Raw genomic sequence first — 17424 nt, 5'->3', positions numbered from 1 at the left:
CGCCAGCGCACGGAGTTTGATAATATGCCAGCGACAAACCCTACCGATATTGACGAAGCCGAAGTGGCCGCCGAATTCCTTTCGGCCATGGCTAACCCAAAGCGATTGATGATTCTGAACTACCTGGTCAAAGAGGAAATCGCCGTCGGCGCCTTGGCGAACCAGGTCGGCCTCAGCCAGTCGGCGCTTTCCCAGCATCTCTCGAAGCTCCGGGCTCAAAACCTCGTCAGCACCCGACGTGATGCACAGACGATCTATTATTCCAGCTCGTCCGAAGCGGTGATGAAGGTGCTGAAAACCCTCACCGAGATCTATGGTGTGGATGAGAAGATCGAAAGCGGCAAGAAGAAGACGGCCTGAACGAGGCTGTCACGCCTCACAGAGTCCGGTTTTGCTCCGCACGCACAGCGGATAAGGCATTCCGGCATCGGGGCGGAATGAAAGACCAGACACGTTCGGCCATGATGTCTGGACCAAACGGGAGGCCGGTGGACCGGCACTGCGGATATCTGGGAGGATAGCGCCGCATCATCACATTCCGGCGAAGGAGCAACGGCCCATCTCCAGTGGCCGCTCCTGCCGCTGGGATCGCAATGGCTTTCGCAGGATCAACCGGATCTCGGCCTATATTAAGCCGTGTGTCCGGTCTGTCCGTCGCGGGCCTCCCTCTGATACCGGGCGCCTTTCGGCAGCCCGGTTTTTTTTGGCCTCAACGCTCTTGGGCAGGACTGAACGGCGAAGCACTCGTCCTGACGGATCCATCCCAATGCCTTCACCACGAAAGCGTTGAAAGCATGTTGGGCGGCAGAAAGATTCACGCTCAGCTTACGTATTTGTGATCTAACAAAATCCTTGCATCCGGCTATATCGGCTGAACAAGAAAAAGGCTGCGTACGTCTCTGAAGGTCTGGCAGACGGCGGCAGAAAGTATGTTTACGTCTTCTTTCCTTTTACGGTCTCAAGCGTCCGCTGAGATGCACACGAAATAGAGGAACACTTCAGAGACGATGCGCTGATCATCTCTGAACCTTTAGCCGATTCAAGGAGATCTGAGGCAGGCATGGATCTAGGCCAGCGGGAGAGGCAAGACCATTTGATGGACTTGGTGAGGACAAGTCCGGTTCCGCTTCGCTGGGGCGTGATCGGGGCGGGCGAGATCGGCATTACGTTCGCTCAAGATATTGCATCTGTCCCGAATGCCCGGTTGACGGCGGTGACGAGCCGTCGACCCGACCGGGCACGGCTTTATGCGGAGCGCTTTGGCGGGCTCGCATGCCTTCCCGATCTCGATGCTCTGCTCGCCCATGATGTCGATGCGATCTATATCGCCACCCCCAACACCCAGCATGCCGAGCAGGCAGTGCGCGCGCTGGCCGCAGGCAAGCACGTGCTGGTGGAAAAGCCGCTTGCCATGTCGGCTGAGGAAGGCCGCGCAATCCAGGCTGCGGCCAAAGCGCATGGTGGTTTCGCCATGGAAGCGCTCTGGACCGTCTTTCTCCCGGCGATCACCCAGCTGCGCAATTTGCTGCAGGAGGGCGCGATCGGCGAGATCAGACAGGTCAGCGCGCAGCTCGCCTATCAGAAGCCGGAGGACCCTCGCAGCCGCTTCTTTTCGGCAGAGCTTGGCGGCGGGGCAATGCTCGATCTGGGTATCTATCTCGTCGGTTTGACACTGCATCTCTTCGGCAGTCCCAAAGACATGTCAGGCCGCTGGCAGGCCGCCTCCACAGGTGTGGACATGCGGGCCGACATGAGGCTCGCCTATGAGGGGTTCTCAGCCGAACTTGCCTGCGGCTTCGATCGAACCGAGACCAATCGCTATGTCATCGCGGGCGAGACCGGTGCGCTGATCATCGATCAGCCCTTCATCGCCGCCCCCCGCCTCTACCTATCGCGCAGTGGCATGGTCACACGCCAGCTCGGCGCATCGGGTCACGCGCTTGCCGGCAAGCTGCTGCAGCGGCTGACGGCCTGGCCGCTCGTACCGGGTGTCCGCCAGTTCCCGCATCCGGGCAGCGGCCTCGGCTTCGAGATCGAAGCCGCAAGCCGTGCCATTTACGCTGGCAAGACCCAGCTCTCAGCCATGCCGCTGGCGCGCAGCATCGAGGCGCTTGCAATCCTCGACCGGATCCGCGCCCAACCGCCTGAAAACTCGCGGCAGTCAGGATAGGCTTTGCGTCCTGTCGCCATCCATGGCGGAGGCGGCAGGCGGCAGCGGTCGATGCTGGTTGAGCCCGGCATGCAGCGCCAGGGCGATGTCGGTCAGGTGCAAGGCAGTGCGGCCCGAAAAATAGGGCGCGGTGCCGGTACGGATCGCCTCCGCCTGAACCGCCACGCCACGCGCGAAGTCGATGCGCGAGGGATAGGGCGGAAGCACTCGCTTGCCCTTGGGATAGGCCTCGCTGCGCCCGGCCGTCAGGCGAAAACCAAGCTTTCGGCCAATCTCATGCTCCAGACGGTCAACGAGCCGCGGCCAGAACGGGCGTTTCGCCCCGAAGGGCTCGACATGCACGGCGGAGAACTCGTCCCAGAGATCGCGCACCACGATGATCCCCGCGTCGCCGACGATGGTCAGCGAGCGATCCCGAGGCGCGCCAAGCCCGCTGGTCAGCCGGGCCGACACGCCTGAGCGGAAAGCAAGGCAGCCGACGGAAAAGTCGTGGCCAAGCGACAGGCCCTCCGTGCCCGGCCCCTTGTCGGGAAAGGCAAGGCTTGCAAAGGCGGTGACGTGATCGACCGCGCCAAAAAGCGACACCAGCCAGCTCGCAGCATAGCCGGAATGTTCCAGCGTGCAGCCGATGGTGAATTCATGCACACCGGGCCAGGGCGCGCCGGATTGGGCGCTCTTCCAGCTGCGCCAGTTGCCGCGAAAGACCGGTCCGTCCTCCATTTCGGCATAGGCCAGCCGCGGCTTGCCGATCACGCCGCTGCCGAGCAAACGGGCGCAATGGGCGCGTGCCGAAGACAGCGCATTGGCCGGCGCGCCGGCAATGACCAGACCCTTTTCTTCCGCCAGCCGAACTACTGCCTCGGCATCCTCGATGGCCATGGCCAGAGGCTTCTCGCAATAGACATGCTTTCCCGCCGACAAAGCCCGGAGATTGATCTCGGCATGGACATGCGGCGGCGTGAGATTGACGACAATCTCAACCTCGGGATCCGCCAGCAGCGCCTCCAGGCTGTCATAGGCCCGCGTTTTCCAAGCCTGGCAGAAGGCAGCGCTGCGCTCGGGGAGGATATCATGGACCCCGACAAGCCGCAGCGACGGATGGTTGGCGAGGGTCAGCCCGTAATAATCGGCGACGAAGCCGCAGCCGACAAAGGCTATGCCGGTGGTGGAAGGTCGGGTCATCGGCTTTGCCTCATCGGCCGGGCTCCGCGAGGAAGGACGCCATATAGACCAGCGGCGCGTTCCAGTTGATCGCCATCTCGTTGGAGCCCCAGGCATTGATATCATCGAGATAGCAAAGCTGCGGCGGGCAGTTCTTCAGCTTGGCGCGCGCCAGCTCGTCGACAAGCGTGGAGTTTGGCCCGCCTGCAAGCGTGCCGACCGGCGGACCGGGCAGCGAAGGATCGACCTGATGCGCATACCAGCGGCTGTGCTGGTTTCGGGCAAAACGGGTGCCGTAGCCGGTGATGTAGGAGAGGTTCATGGCATTGCGGCCAAGCAGATAATCCATGCCCTCGCCTGCCGCGTCGCGATAGCCGTTGCGCCCCGTCAGATCATAGGCGGCGGAAACCACGACCATGTTCTGCAGCATCATCTGATTCGAGCCCCAGTCATATTTGCCATCGCCTGGACGGTAGATCTGGCCGAAGCCTTCCTCCGCCTGCAGCGTCAGAAACCGGTCGGCCGCGTCCACGATCGACTGCACCACCTCGCCGCGCTCGGCCGCCGGCATGGCCTTGGCAAACAGGGCCAGCTGCACCCGACCGAGCCCGGCGGTGCTGCGCCAGTCGAAGGCCGTATTGCCCTGGAAAAAGACGTCATCGTTCCAATGGGACGAGCGCTTCAGGCGGTCGAGATAGAAGGGTGCGCCGGTGGTGATATAGAGTTCGGCTGCTGCCCAATAGGTTTCATCCTCGATATCGTCGTCGTCATAGTCGCCGCCGCCCTGCTGGCCGTCGGAGGTCGGAGCATAGAGCACGGGATTGTCGCCCGCTGCTTTCCATGCCTTGACGGCCGCAGCCGAAAGACGCTTGGCGAAACCTTCGTCATAGGGAGCGAACAAGCGGGCGCCCTGCGCCGCCACGGCCGCAAAAGCCAGCGTGGCGGCCGTCGATGGCCGATGCAGCGCCCGTTCCATCGGATCGGCGGCCGGGAGCATCGGCACCTGGGTCCATTTGGTGTCATGAACCTTGTGATGCACCATCCCGGCTAGCGGTGCGCCATCGGGCACCATCATCTTCAACAGGAATTCCAGCTCCCAGCGCGCCTCATCGAGGAGATCGGGCACGCCGTTGCCATTTTCGGGAATGCGCGACAGGCTGTCGCTGAAAACGGCCGAGCTGGCGCCGGCATATTTTGCCCCGCGCTCGAAGGCGGCCATGAGCTGGGCAACGGCAATGGCACCATTGACGGTGTACTTGCCCTGATCGCCGGCATCGTACCAGCCGCCGGAGACATCCAGCCGGTAGGTGCAGGACCAGTCGCCATAAAGGGTCCTGGCTGCCTTGCCCGTCAGGCAGCCGACATCCTTGTCGCCCCGGTTGGGCGCCACACCGACGTGGCCTGCCGCGCGCGCATAGGCCGCCCCGGCGATCTTGCCGTCAATGGCGATGCCGCTGCGCTGGGGATAGAACCAGGACAGCGCGTCGATACGCAGGGCCGCGAACACATCCTTGCCGATCGAGAACGGATCACTCGTCAGCGCCCCGACCTTCAGGCGAAACGCCGCGCCCTGAACCTGCACCTGTGAAAAGTCCAGCACCTGCACATTCGCGCCGACCGTCGGATCATAGATCGTCGGCCGGCCGCGTCCTGACATCACCACCTTGCCCGAAGCATCGATCAGGCTGAAATCGACCGGCTCGTCGCCGCCAATATAGGTCGCGCGCTTGATGGCGCCGAGGCCATAGCCGCTCTGATTGACGGCAATCAGCGCGGGCAGCTTGCGGCCGGTCTTGGGAATGGAGAGGGCGATGGTGGCTTGGGCAAGGCACAGGGTGTAGTCCACCGCCACTCCGCCCAGATGCAGCACCAGCTGTGACGGCTTGCTGTCCTGCGCAATGAAATTGACGGAGAAATCCATAGGCTGGCCCGGCTGCAACTTGGCCACCAGACGAGTCTGCGCCTTATAAGGCGGCGCATCCTGCTGGACCAGAACGGGCACCGACACCGGCTTGTCGGCCTGGAGCGAAATCGAGAGGCGGTAGCTCTGGCCGCCGCGCAGCTGCACGCCATTGATGCCGATCATCTTGTCCCAGGGCGCGCCGCCCGAGGGAACGCTGACACAGGCCGCCTTATCCTGAAGCTCCGGCTCCACACCACCGGCACCCCAAACAGCTGCTGGCTGGCCCGCACCATCGGCGGAAAAAAGCACGAGTTCGCCGGCGGGCGCATCGGCCTGTGCGCTCACGACACCGGCCATCAGGGCCAGAACAGTCAATAAGGGTCGCATGAACACCGGCGAGAGATCCTTTCTGGCTTCGCCCCTCCCCGAGCCCATCGGCCTTCAAGCCCGCTGGCGCCTTGGATTGAAGGACATGAATGGGTTGACGTCCATCCGGGCTTGAGGGTCGTTCTGGCGCATGGTCTAGCACAGGCGCTCACCGGCGGGTGACGCTGCGCCACAAACAATGAAAACTCGTTAACGCCATTGGCTCAAGGGCGATCATCACCCACCTATCGGCAGCTTGAAACCGGCGTAGCTGGAGCATTGCGCCGCTCCTGACCTTCCTTTCCGTCTGGCCGGCGGTAGGCCCTACACCCAGGCAAAAGCCGCTTTTTGCCCGGATCGGCTTGCATTCGGATGGTCGGACACTTACCTTTCGGCCATCGAACTTTGCTTGCGTCTTCGCCTGTCGCCTTCGGGCCCTGCCAGATTTCCTCTCATTGTCGATCTCAAGCCGGCCGCTTTGGCCGGAAACCATCAACGATTGAAAGGAATCGTTATGACCAGTGGTACCGTCAAGTGGTTCAACAGCACCAAAGGTTTCGGCTTCATCGCACCTGACGATGGCGGCGCGGACATTTTCGTGCACATCTCTGCCGTCGAACGTTCGGGCCTTGGCGGCCTGAACGATGGCCAGAAGGTCAATTTCGAAATCGTTCGCGACAAGCGTTCGGGCCGTAGCGCCGCCGAAAACCTCCAGGCTGCCTGATCGATCCGATCGTGCCTGGTCTGACCGCTGCCAAAAGGCTTTCGTCACGAAGGCAGCGAATGGATCGGAGGCCGGGTTCGCCCGGCCTTTATCTTGCCCGCCGTCCCATGCGGTCTGGTGGCCAGTTCCTCTCTCTATGTCGTGAACCGGTTTTGCGGGAACGATATACATCAAAACAAGGCGCAAAGCGCTCGTGCGGATGGTGCAATCGCCATACGCTTTTCAAGGCTGCGGCCCCGTGGCCTTACCGCCTCAGACGGCATCTTCGATTTCCTTGACCTTGATCATCGAAGCACTGCGACGTCCGTCTTTGGAAAAAGCCGATGCAAAAGCCCTATGCTTGAGCCTCGCAACACGAAACCAGCCATCTGTCCGAAGCAGGTCGCGCAGCAATATGTAGCGGCCCGGCTGAGATGACGACGGACGGCCTGTGAGCAAATCTGGAGATTTGCGACACATCGAAGGAAACAGCAGCCTCAGGCTGCGAAAGGAGAGATCATGCAGGTTCTTGTTCGAGACAACAATGTCGATCAGGCGCTGCGCGTGTTGAAGCGCCGCATGCAGCGCGAGGGCATCTTTCGCGAAATGAAGGCCCGCAGCTTCTATGAGAAGCCCTCCGAGCGCCGCGTTCGCGAAAAGGCCGAAGCCGTTCGCCGCATGCGCAAGCTCGCCCGCAAGAAGGCCCAGCGCGAAGGCCTGCTGCCCGCGCCCAAGAAGAAGGACGCGCGTTAAGGTGCACCACCGTTTCAAGATGAAGGCTTCTGCCTCGAACGCCCGGGACCGGCATGGTCCCGGGCGTTTTGCGTTCTGTCTGGCGGCGTCTTTCGCCTTTTACGAAATTAAAGCCAGCCGCGCCGCTTGAAATAATAGAAGGGACCGGCAGCCGAGAGGAACATCACGAACAGTGCCCAGGGATAGCCCAGCACCCAGCTCAGCTCCGGCATGGCCTGAAAGTTCATGCCATAGATCGACGCCACCATGGTGGGCGGCAGGAAGACCACCGAGGCGACGGTGAAGATCTTGATGATCTGGTTCTGTTCGAGGTTGATCAGGCCGAGCGTCGCATCCAGCAGGAAATTGATCTTGCCGGACAGAAAGGTGGCGTGATCGCCAAGCGAGACCGTGTCACGCTGCAGAAGCTTGACCATCTGGCGCACCTCCTTGGCAACCTTGCGGCCCGAGGTCTCGACAGCGGCATGATAGGCGACCATGCGTGAAATCGACACGAGGCTTTCCCGCACGCTGGAGAGAAAATCACCCTTCTGGCCGAGTTGCTCGATCAGCGACTGAAGGTTGCTGGTTTTCTTGGTGGAAGAGCCGGTCTTGGAGCGGAAAACTTCGCGCGAGATCATGTCGATCTCATTGCCGATCCGCTCCAGCACATCGGCCATGCGATCGACCACGCTTTCGAGAATGCCAAGCATGACCTCTTCGCCATGGCTGTAACTATGCGCATTGACCCGAAGCGCCCGCGCGGTGAACAGCGCGAAGGGTTTCGGATCGGCATAGCGCACGGTGACCAGTGTCGCTCCCTTGAGGATGAAGGTCACCGGCGTCTTCATCGGCTCGTCGCCGTCGAGCTTGCTCAGGGCCGTGACGGTCATGAACTCGCCGCCATCTTCCTGATAGAGCCGGGCGGAGAGCTCGATCTCCTCCATCTCGTCTCGCGTGGGAACGGCAATGCCGAGATCATGCTCGACATGCTTGACCTCGTGCGGGGTGGGGCTGATCAAATCATACCAGAGGACGGCAGGCACCGGGGCGCCAGCCTGCGCGCCGTCCCGCTCAGTCTCGGCGGACATTCCCGGCTCGTCCTGGCTCAGTGTCAGGCGTTGTGCTTCGCGAACATACATGCGCAGCATTGGCGTCTCCTTTGAGAACGTGTCGTCCCGCCGGAGCGCGCCCATGCGCCGCTACCGGACAGGCAGGATCGGAATCGACCTTCGACTGTCGGGGTCCATGATGAGGTGTGTCCTTGAGAAAAGCGGCTGGTCCGCCAAACAGGGCCTTGCGCTCAAACCGCACGGGGGTCAAGCGCTTTTTGCACGTGCAAAAACGATGAGCGCCGGCCGGGTCCGGAATACGGGCATGCTTGAAAATAGGGCATGGCTTCAAGGAGATGGGCAGCGACACATGACGCCATGCCCCCGGCTGAGACGGCCATGTCTCACGCCTGGCGCACGGCGCCTGCGGCTACACTCTTGCCACCCTTGAAATTTCGCGGAACAAGCTGCGCATGACCCAGTTCAAGCACGACTACGATTTCGACCCCTCGCACGGCTACACCCTGGATATGCTGACATCCCTTCAGCCGCCGGACGCGCCCCCAGGCTTCGATGCCGCCTGGAGCGAGCGTTACGCACGCGCTTTAACGGTCGATCCGCGTCCGGTCCTTAGCCCGGCGCAGGAGAGCCATCCCGACTGGATCGTCCATGACATCGCCTACAGCTCGACGGACCGGATGACCATCCGTGGCTGGCTGCTGACGCCGCGCACGGGCACGGTCACGCGCGGGCTGGTCGTCGGCCACGGCTATGGCGGGCGGGACGCGCCGGAATTGGACCTTCCCGTGGAAAACACGGCCATCCTCTTTCCCTGCTTTCGCGGCATGTCGCGCAGCGCGGCCCCGCCGATCTCGCCCAATGCGGCCTGGCATGTGCTGCACGATATCGACAAGCCGAGCCGATACATCATCGGCGGCTGTGTGGAAGATCTCTGGCTGGCGGTCTCCGCGCTGCTCGCGCTCTTTCCCCAAGCCCATGGCCGCGTTGGCTATAGCGGCATCAGCTTCGGCGGCGGGCTTGGGGCTTTGGGCATTCCCTTTGATCCGCGTATCGACCGGGGCATGCTGGAAGTGCCTACCTTCGGCAACCGCCCGCTCTGGCTGAAACTGCCCTGCATCGGCAGCGCCCGCTCCGTGCAGCTTTATGCGCGACGCCATCCCGAGGTGCTGGAGATGCTGCGCATGTATGATGCGGCGACGGCGGCTGCGCGCATCCGCGTGCCGATGATCGCAGCCGTGGCCCTATTCGATCCGGCGGTGGCCCCGCCCTGCCAGTTTTCCATCGCCAATGCCTTGCCGAAAAACGACTTTAATCAAATCTTCATCCTCGACGCCGGGCATTCCGACTATCCTGAAAACGCAGCGCAGCATCAGGCCCTGAAAGACAGGGTCCGCGAACATTTCAAGGCCACATGAACAGGGATTATCGACGCTGGTACAGCCCGAGCCTTCACCGCGACATGGAGCTTCTGGTCTTCGGCCATGCCGGGGCCAAGGTGCTGATGATCCCGACCCGCGATGGTCGCTTCTACGAATACGAGGATCTCGGCATCGTCCAGGCCTTGGCGCCGAAGGTGGAAGCCGGCCAGTTGCAGCTCTATTGCGTCGATAGCCTGGCCAAGGAAAGTTTTTACGACACGCGCCTGCATCCGGCCGACCGCATCCGCCGGCATGGCGCCTTCGAAGCCTATCTGCTCCATGAAGTCATGCCTTTGATGGCCGCCCTCAATCCGCATGATTGCGTGATCGCGCAGGGATGCAGCCTCGGCGCCTTCCAGGCCGCCGGCCTATTTTTCCGCCACCCGGAACGCTTCCGGAAACTCGTCGCCTTCTCAGGCCGCTATGACCTCACGATCGAGGTGGAGCATTTCTCCAACCTGTTTTCCGGCTATTACGACGAGGACATCTACTTCCACACGCCGGCGCATTTCCTGCCCAATCTCGAGGGCTGGCGGCTCGACCTTCTGCGCCAGCGCGACATCGTGCTGACCATCGGGGCGGAAGATCCCTTCCTGGAAAATAACCTCCATTTTAGCCAGCTGCTGTCGCGCAAGGGCATTGCGCATCAGCTGCACCTGTGGGAAGGGCGCGCTCACCGGGCCGGAGCCTGGCGGCGCATGGCGGGCATCTATGTCTAAATGCATCCGACCGAAAGGCGGGTATCCTCTCTCAATCGGACGCTCAAGAAACAGCAATGCCCGCCGGGATAATTCAGCCGGCATGCTTCCAATCAGACGATCATGATTGGCCTTCGCGCGCCTTGCGGGCAAAGTCGTTGATCGTCGTCAGCGCGGTCTCATAGCGGCCTTCGGCTTCCGCATTGCGCAGGAACTTGACCTGCTCCACCAGGATTTCCGAGGGCGTCGGCTGTTGTGAAAACAGAGCCATGACCTGATCGATGAAATCACCCAGCGGCATGTAGCCCGGCCGGTCGCGCTGGCCGGGGGTAAGGTCCGTCTGCACAGCCGGCGGCGCAAGCTCGATCACCTCGACCGCGTCCTTCAAAATTTCGCGCAGGCTGACGGTGTAGGAATGCAGAGCCGCTTTCGTCGCGCTGTAGGTCGGTGTGGCGACCAGCGGCACGAAAGCGAGACCTGATGTGACATTGACGATGGCCGCATCCGGCCGGCTCTTCAAATGGCCGACCAGCGCATTGGTCAGCCGGATCGGGCCCAGCAGATTGGTGGTGATCGTCGCCTCGGCATCGGCCAGATCGCGCACGGCAGCCGCATCCTCAAAGCGCATGATGCCGGCATTGTTGATCAGCACGTTGAGCTCGGGGTTCTGCGCCAGCACGTCATTGGCGAAGCTCTCGATACCGGCTGTGCTGTCGATATCGAGCGTATAGCCGCGCATGCCGGGATTGGCCGCCACGACCTCGTCGATCAGCCCTTGCCGCCGCCCGGCGATGATCACCGTGTTCCCCGCCGCCTGGAAACGCTCCGCCAGCGCCCTGCCAATACCTGAGGTGCCGCCGGTGATCAGGATCGTATTTCCGCTCTGTTTCATGGCTTTCGTCCTTTTTGCGATCGGATGGATGCGCGGGAATGTGGATCTGATACTCTCCCTTGGGAAGAAGGCACCTGATAGATTGATACTTACCTGAAGGAGAGTGATCCGCGATGACCGAGCCCGCCGTTGACCGGATGACCCTGCCCCGCGACGGCGCGGTAGATGAACCCTCGAAAACGCCGGAGGTTGCGGCATCGGCCTCCCCTGTGTCGCATCTCTCGACTTCGTCGAGCGTCGATCCCCGTGTGGAAGCGCTGGTGAACGATCTCATTGGCCGCGTTGCCGACAAATGGACGATGCTGATCCTGGACCTTCTTGCCGAGAAGGGCGAGCTGCGCTTCTCGCAGATCGGCCGGGAGATCGGCACGATCAGCCAGAAGATGCTGACCCAGACGCTGCGGCAGATGGAGCGCGATGGGCTGGTGAGGCGCACCATCCATCCGGTGATCCCGCCAAGGGTGGACTACCGGCTGACAACGCTGGGCTTAGGTCTTGGTGAGGCCTTTTGCGGGGTCTGGCTCTGGGCCGAGGCCAATCTGGCCGCCGTGGATGAGGCCCGCCGCCGCTTCGATGCGGCCAAGACAGGCTGACCCCATGCCGGATGGAAGGCGTGCCCCCCGCCCTGTGCACAGGCGCCTCACCATGGCCCCTTCGCATAGCGCGCCTTCTTGCCTAGAGTTGCCGCGAAGCAAGCCGGATCGGAGACTGCCATGACGCCTCATCTCGAACGACTGATCGACCAGGGATGCGGCCGGGAGCCGGCTGATATCGTGCTGAAGGGCGGTCAGTTCTTCGACCTCGTCACCGGCGAACTGGTGGCCTCGGACATCGCAATTTCGGGCGACAGGATCGTGGGCACCTGCGGCACATATCAGGGCGTTCGGGAGATCGACATCGCCGGCCAAACCGTCGTTCCCGGCTTTATCGACACGCATCTGCATATTGAAAGCTCGCTGGTCACGCCGCACGAATTCGACCGCTGCGTGCTGCCCCATGGTGTGACCACCGCGATCTGCGATCCGCACGAGATCGCCAATGTGCTGGGCACCGAGGGGATCCAGTACTTTCTCGATTCGGCCGACGCCACGATCATGGACATCCGCGTCCAACTCTCCTCCTGCGTGCCGGCCGCCGCGCATCTGGAAACATCCGGCGCCGATCTGCCGATCGAACGGCTGCTGCCGTTCCGCGACCATCCCAAGGTCATCGGGCTCGCCGAATTCATGAACTTTCCCGGCGTGGTCCATAAGGATCCGGTCTGCCTGGCGAAGCTGGAGGCCTTTCAGGGCGGGCATATCGACGGTCATGCGCCGCTCTTACGTGGGCTCGAGCTCAACGCCTATCTCGCCGCCGGCATCCGCACCGACCATGAATGCACGAGCCCCGAAGAGGCGCTGGAAAAGATCCGCAAGGGCATGCACATTCTCCTGCGCGAAGGCTCGGTCTCCAAGGATCTGCATGCGCTGATGCCGCTTCTGACCGAGCGTCTCTCGCCTTTCCTGGCGCTGTGCACCGACGACCGCAATCCGCTCGACATTGCCGAGGAAGGCCATCTCGACCACATGATCCGGGAGGCGATCGCCTGCGGTGCCGATCCGCTTGCCGTCTACCGCGCCGCTTCGATTTCGGCCGCGCGCGCCTTCCGGCTGATGGATCGCGGGCTTGTAGCGCCCGGCTGGCGCGCCGATCTCGTGATCGTCGACAGCCTGGAAACCTGCCGCCCGCTGCAGGTGATCTCCGGCGGCCGAACGGTCGACGAGGCGCTGTTTGCGACCCGCGCCTCGGTCGCGCCGGTCGGGCTGGATAGCGTCAAGGCGGGCCAAGTTCATGCGGCGGCCTTTGCGGTGCCGTCGAGTGAAGGCGATGTGCCCGTGATCGGCGTTCTGCCCGGCAAGATCATCACAGAGCATCGGCGCTACCGGCTGCCCTCGAACGGCAATCAGACCGGCGTCGATCTCGACCACGACATCATCAAGGTGGCGGTGATCGAGCGTCACGGCAAGAATGGCAACCACGCTAACGGCTTCGTCCAGGGCTTTGGCCTCAAGCGCGGCGCCATCGCCTCCACCGTCGGCCATGACAGCCATAATATCTGCGTGGTCGGCGTCAGCGAAGACGATATGGCCATGGCCGCAAACCGCCTGGGCGAGATCGGCGGCGGCTTCGTTGTCGTCGACAAGGGTCAGTTCACGGCCGAGATCGCCCTGCCGATTGCCGGGCTGATGAGCCTTGAACCCTATGAAGCCGTGCGCGACACGCTCAAAGACCTGCGCCAGGCCGCCTTCGCGCTCGGCGCCACATTGCACGAACCCTTCCTGCAACTTGCCTTCCTTCCTCTGCCCGTGATCCCGCATCTCAAGATCTCCGACAAGGGCATGGTCGATGTCGACCGCTTCGCGCTGATCGGGTAGGTTGGGGTGAGCGCATGCACGAAAGGACATCACCATGAGCAGGCTGGAGCAGATTGAACAATTCGTGCGGGATCTGGAACCCCGCGAACTGGCCGAATTCGCGACATGGTTCGAGGCCTATCAGGCACGCCAATGGGATAACCGCTTCACGAGCGATGTCCAGAAAGGCGCTCTTGATGCTCTTGCCGATCAGGCGCTCGGACAGCTTCGGGCTGGCAAGACCAAGCCGTTGTGAAGCATCACGCTACCGCCGCCTTCTGGAAAAGCTACGCTGCCTTACCCAAAGAGATCCAAGATGTCGCTGACCGAAATTTCGAATTGCTAAAGGCGGATCCTCGGGACCCCTCCCTTCACCTTAAGGAGGTTGGCCGCTTCTGGTCCGTGCGCGTCGGGCGTCAATGGCGCGCTCTTGCGGTGCGTAACGGCCATGACCTCGTCTGGTTCTGGATCGGCTCTCACGCAGACTATGACCGGCTCATCGGCTGAACCTGCCCCCTTCAAACCTTCCGCCGGAAATAGACCACCCGCTCGGTTTCCTCGAAACCTGCCGCCAGATGAACGCGATGGCTGGTGATATTGTCGAGCGCGGCGTCGGAGGCCAGTTCGCGGCAGCCCTGCACGCGGGCCCAATCAACAGCAGCCGCGATCAGCGCAGCCGCAATCCCCCGGCGGCGAAAAGCGTCGGCAACGAACAAGCCTTCGACGAAGGCGACCGGCGACGTCTCACAGCCATTGACGTAATCGTGCCGGAGCGAAAGCTCGATAAGGCCGCACGGCGTTGCATCGCAGAACGCCAGAAGTGCCGAGGATTTATCGCCTGCGGCCATGGCCGCAAGCATCGCGGCAATATCCGCCGCATGTTTCTCGCGCAGCGCGTCAGGCCACAAGGCGGTGCGCAGAGCGCACCAAGCGGCGGCATCGTCTTCACCTGCACACCGGATGCACAGATCCGCCTTCCTCGGCATCAGGAGGCAAGCGTCGCGCAAAAGACGCTTAGGCCCTCGAGATGCAACTCGCCCGCCTCCAGCCGAGGCGCATGGCCGGGCATTGCCAGAGGCGCAGCGAGCGAAATGCCCTTCGGCACGGGCACGGTCTGGGGGCCATCATGCAGGTTGAAGGCGAAGAACAGGCGGTTCTCGCCCTTCTCCCGGGTGAACATCAGAATGTCCATCTCCGTCTCGATGAAGCGCAGGGATCCGTCGATCAGCGCCGGCTGGCTTTTGCGGAAGGCAAGCGTGGCGCGATAATGCGCCAGGACGGACTGGGCGTCCTTCTCCTGCCTGTCCACCGCCATCGCCTGATGTTCCGCCGGCACCGGCAGCCAGGGTTTGCCCTTTGAAAAACCGGCCTGCGCGCCCTTGGCCGTCCAGGGCATCGGCGTACGGCACCCATCCCGTCCCTTGAAGGCCGGCCAGAAACGAATGCCATAGGGATCGCGAAGATCTTCGAAGGCGAGTTCGGCTTCCGTCAAGCCCAGTTCCTCGCCTTGGTACAGGCAGATCGATCCTCTCAGCGTCGCCAGCACGGAGATCGCAATCTTGGCGATGCGGGCTCGGTCCTCCTCATGGGCGGAAAAGCGGCTGACATGGCGCACGACGTCATGATTGGAAAAGGCCCAGCAAACCCAGCCATCGGTGACCAGATCCTGGAAGGTCGCCACGCAGTCACGGATATGGGTGGCGGTGAAACGCGGATCGAGCAGGTCGAATGTGTAGCACATATGCAGCTTGTCGCCGCCCGAGACATAGGAGGCCGTGGTCTTCAGCGAGTGCGCGCCATCCCCCACCTCGCCCACCGTTGCCCGCTCGCCAAACTCGTCCAGAAGCGCGCGCAGCCGCTTGAGGAAGCCGATATTCTCGGGCTGCGTCTTGTCATAGAGGTGGTTCTGCATGCCATAGGGGTTGACGTCAGGCGCATCGAGACCGGGCGCGCTTTCATCCCGAGTGACAGGCGGGTTGTCGCGCAGCTCCTTGTCGTGGAAATAGTAATTGACCGTATCCAGGCGGAAGCCATCGACGCCGCGCTTCAGCCAGAAACGGACAGCATCGAGAACCGCATCCTGCACAGCGCGATTGTGAAAATTCAGGTCCGGCTGCGAGGTCAGGAAGTTGTGCATGTAATATTGCTTGCGCACGCCGTCCCATTCCCAGGCCGGCCCGCCGAAGATCGACAGCCAATTGTTCGGCGCCGTGCCGTCCGGCTTGGCATCTGCCCAGATATACCAATCCGCTTTGGGATTGTTCCGGCTAGCCCGGCTCTCCTTGAACCAGGGATGCTGGTCCGAGGTGTGCGAGATCACCTGATCGATGATCACCTTCATGCCCAGCGCATGGGCGCGCGTCATCATCTCGTCGAAATCGGCCAATGTGCCGAACATCGGATCGACATCGCAGTAATCGGAGACGTCATAGCCCATGTCGGCCATGGGCGAGGTGAAGAAGGGCGAGAGCCAGATGGCATCGACCCCAAGCGCGGCAATATAATCGAGGCGCGCTGTAATGCCCTTGAGATCGCCGATCCCATCATTGCCCGTATCTTGGAACGAGCGCGGATAGACCTGATAGATCACCGCCCCGCGCCACCAGTCGGGATTGGATTTCGGCGAAGGCGTCATGGGATGCTCCAGCGGATCGAGGCGGGGACGGGACAGTCTGCGGGCAAGGATAGCCAACTCGGCACGCTTGGAAAGATGCCAAGCCTGCTTCGTGCGATTTCGATGCCAATGCGCCCGCAGAATTTTCAGCGAGCCCGGCGTGCCTGCTTGTGCCGCCTGCCCATTCCGGCGTGCCTCGGTCAATCCTCTCTCACCTTTGGCTTCGCGATCTCAAGCGAATCGGTCAGAACATCCGCTTGAGGCGTGCGGCCATCGCCCGCGCGGGGAGCAAAGAACGATATCATGGTCCATCTTCTGTCGATCGGCGAATGCATGGTGGAGCTCGGCCAGGCCGGCAATGGCCTTTTGCGCCAGAGCTTTGCCGGCGACACCTTCAACCTTGCCTATTATGCCGGCCTCTGTGGCGATCCGGGTCTCCGGGTCTCCTACTTGACCGCTTTGGGCACGGACCGCCTGTCGCAGGACATGCTGGCCTTCATGGCCGAACATGGCATCCACACCGGTTTCATCACGCGGATCGAGGGCCGGATGCCAGGCCTCTACATGATCCATCTGGACAAGGGCGAGCGCAGCTTTTCCTACTGGCGCTCCACATCCGCTGCCAGGCTGCTGGCGCAGGACGGCGACCATCTTCGCCGGGCTATGGAGGCCGCCGATATCATTGCCTTTTCCGGGATCACCCTGGCGATCCTTCCGCCTGACGACGTGGAGACGCTGCTCAGCGAAATGCGGCGCGCAAAGGCGGCCGGCAAGCTTGTGGCCTTCGATCCCAATATCCGTCCTCGCCTATGGGACGATGCGGAACGCATGCGCCGTGTGATCACCGACGGGGCACGCGCTGCAAACCTGCTGTTGCCGAGCTTCGACGATGAAGCGACCCATTTCGGCGATGCCGACATCGCCGCAACGCAGGCGCGCTATCTCGGCCTCGGCGTCGAACGCGTCGTCATCAAGGATGGGGCAAAGGGCGTCACCATCGCCCAGGCAGGGCGCGAAACGGTTCATGTGCCGGCTCATCCGGTGGCCGAAGTGGTCGATACCACATCCGCGGGCGACAGCTTCAACGGCGTCTTCCTGGCCGGGCTCGCATCAGGCGCGTCGGTGGAGGACGCGGCGGCCCACGCCGCCAAGATCGCCGCAAGCGTCATCGGCCATCCTGGCGCCCTTATCCCGCGCGAAGCTCTCGCCATCTGAGCGGCACGGCCGCATCAGACCGAGACAAGGCTGGATCAGATGATTCTGGGCGTGCTTTAAGGCAAAGACCGCCTGAACACCTCGCC

Annotated in this window: 17 protein-coding genes; 11 read left to right on the top strand and 6 right to left on the bottom strand. The window is 62.3% G+C overall.

From position 1 onward, the window contains the following. Positions 1–24: 24 nt before the first annotated feature. Positions 25–360, top strand: coding sequence for an ArsR/SmtB family transcription factor (locus tag BMX61_RS13910; protein ID WP_075628334.1), 336 nt, complete (start codon positions 25–27; stop codon positions 358–360). Positions 361–1096: 736 nt separating this feature from the next. Then, entirely contained in the window at positions 1097–2170 is a 1074-nt protein-coding gene (locus BMX61_RS13905) for a Gfo/Idh/MocA family protein (protein WP_075628257.1), read from the top strand. Here BMX61_RS13905 and BMX61_RS13900 read toward each other — a convergent pair. Continuing rightward, entirely contained in the window at positions 2162–3352 is a 1191-nt protein-coding gene (locus BMX61_RS13900) for a Gfo/Idh/MocA family protein (RefSeq protein WP_075628258.1), read from the bottom strand. The two genes, BMX61_RS13905 and BMX61_RS13900, sit on opposite strands and share 9 nt — an antisense overlap. A gap of 10 nt (positions 3353–3362) precedes the next feature. Continuing rightward, on the bottom strand, positions 3363–5621 hold the full coding sequence (locus tag BMX61_RS13895; protein WP_075628259.1) for a glycoside hydrolase family 9 protein: 2259 nt from the start codon (positions 5619–5621) through the stop codon (positions 3363–3365). A gap of 493 nt (positions 5622–6114) precedes the next feature. Between BMX61_RS13895 and BMX61_RS13890 the strand changes: the two genes are divergently transcribed. Together BMX61_RS13890 and rpsU are read left to right on the top strand one after the other, a co-directional pair. After that, entirely contained in the window at positions 6115–6324 is a 210-nt protein-coding gene (locus tag BMX61_RS13890; RefSeq protein WP_075628260.1) for a cold-shock protein, read from the top strand. A 498-nt stretch (positions 6325–6822) separates the two neighbouring features. Next, positions 6823–7056, top strand: coding sequence for a 30S ribosomal protein S21 (gene rpsU / locus BMX61_RS13885; RefSeq protein WP_075628261.1), 234 nt, complete (start codon positions 6823–6825; stop codon positions 7054–7056). A 107-nt stretch (positions 7057–7163) separates the two neighbouring features. Here rpsU and corA read toward each other — a convergent pair whose 3' ends face one another. Continuing rightward, entirely contained in the window at positions 7164–8186 is a 1023-nt protein-coding gene (gene corA, locus BMX61_RS13880) for a magnesium/cobalt transporter CorA (RefSeq protein ID WP_075628262.1), read from the bottom strand. A 374-nt stretch (positions 8187–8560) separates the two neighbouring features. Between corA and BMX61_RS13875 the strand changes: the two genes are divergently transcribed. Together BMX61_RS13875 and BMX61_RS13870 are read left to right on the top strand one after the other, a co-directional pair. Beyond that, entirely contained in the window at positions 8561–9523 is a 963-nt protein-coding gene (locus BMX61_RS13875; RefSeq protein WP_075628263.1) for an acetylxylan esterase, read from the top strand. Beyond that, positions 9520–10245 carry an esterase family protein gene (locus BMX61_RS13870; RefSeq protein WP_075628264.1) on the top strand — a complete coding sequence of 242 codons (726 nt, stop codon included), beginning with the start codon at positions 9520–9522 and terminating at the stop codon, positions 10243–10245. Before BMX61_RS13875 ends, BMX61_RS13870 begins: the two co-directional genes overlap by 4 nt. A 100-nt stretch (positions 10246–10345) precedes the next feature. Here the strand turns inward: BMX61_RS13870 and BMX61_RS13865 are convergent, their stop codons facing one another. Further along, on the bottom strand, positions 10346–11116 hold the full coding sequence (locus tag BMX61_RS13865) for an SDR family oxidoreductase (RefSeq protein ID WP_075628265.1): 771 nt from the start codon (positions 11114–11116) through the stop codon (positions 10346–10348). A gap of 113 nt (positions 11117–11229) precedes the next feature. Between BMX61_RS13865 and BMX61_RS13860 the strand changes: the two genes are divergently transcribed. The 4 genes from BMX61_RS13860 to BMX61_RS25435 all read left to right on the top strand — a co-directional run bounded on the left by BMX61_RS13860 (position 11230) and on the right by BMX61_RS25435 (position 14016). After that, positions 11230–11709: a winged helix-turn-helix transcriptional regulator gene (locus tag BMX61_RS13860; RefSeq protein WP_234794682.1), complete on the top strand. Its 480-nt coding sequence runs from the start codon at positions 11230–11232 to the stop codon at positions 11707–11709. Positions 11710–11829: 120 nt separating this feature from the next. Then, a complete protein-coding gene (gene ade / locus BMX61_RS13855; RefSeq protein WP_075628266.1) occupies positions 11830–13530 on the top strand; it encodes an adenine deaminase in 1701 nt (566 codons plus the stop codon). 34 nt (positions 13531–13564) lie between these two features. Beyond that, entirely contained in the window at positions 13565–13765 is a 201-nt protein-coding gene (locus BMX61_RS13850; RefSeq protein WP_075628267.1) for a hypothetical protein, read from the top strand. Further along, positions 13762–14016, top strand: a complete 255-nt coding sequence (locus tag BMX61_RS25435) for a type II toxin-antitoxin system RelE family toxin (RefSeq protein ID WP_075628268.1) — start codon at positions 13762–13764, stop codon at positions 14014–14016. The genes BMX61_RS13850 and BMX61_RS25435 overlap by 4 nt, the downstream gene beginning before the upstream one ends. Positions 14017–14027: 11 nt before the next feature. Here BMX61_RS25435 and aac(6') read toward each other — a convergent pair whose 3' ends face one another. Together aac(6') and bglA are read right to left on the bottom strand one after the other, a co-directional pair. After that, positions 14028–14495 (bottom strand): aminoglycoside 6'-N-acetyltransferase, encoded by a 468-nt coding sequence (gene aac(6'), locus BMX61_RS13840; protein ID WP_092742756.1) that lies wholly within the window; start codon positions 14493–14495, stop codon positions 14028–14030. Next, positions 14495–16144 (bottom strand): beta-galactosidase BglA, encoded by a 1650-nt coding sequence (bglA, locus tag BMX61_RS13835; RefSeq protein WP_075628337.1) that lies wholly within the window; start codon positions 16142–16144, stop codon positions 14495–14497. The genes aac(6') and bglA overlap by 1 nt, the downstream gene beginning before the upstream one ends. A gap of 282 nt (positions 16145–16426) precedes the next feature. Between bglA and BMX61_RS13830 the strand changes: the two genes are divergently transcribed. Next, complete coding sequence (locus BMX61_RS13830; protein ID WP_075628269.1) at positions 16427–17338, top strand: sugar kinase; 912 nt, start codon at positions 16427–16429, stop codon at positions 17336–17338. The last annotated feature ends 86 nt before the right edge of the window (positions 17339–17424 follow it).

The organism is Xaviernesmea oryzae (assembly GCF_900109605.1).
In the GTDB taxonomy this organism is placed as follows: domain Bacteria; phylum Pseudomonadota; class Alphaproteobacteria; order Rhizobiales; family Rhizobiaceae; genus Xaviernesmea; species Xaviernesmea oryzae.
This window is presented reverse-complemented; position numbering and strand designations above follow the sequence as displayed.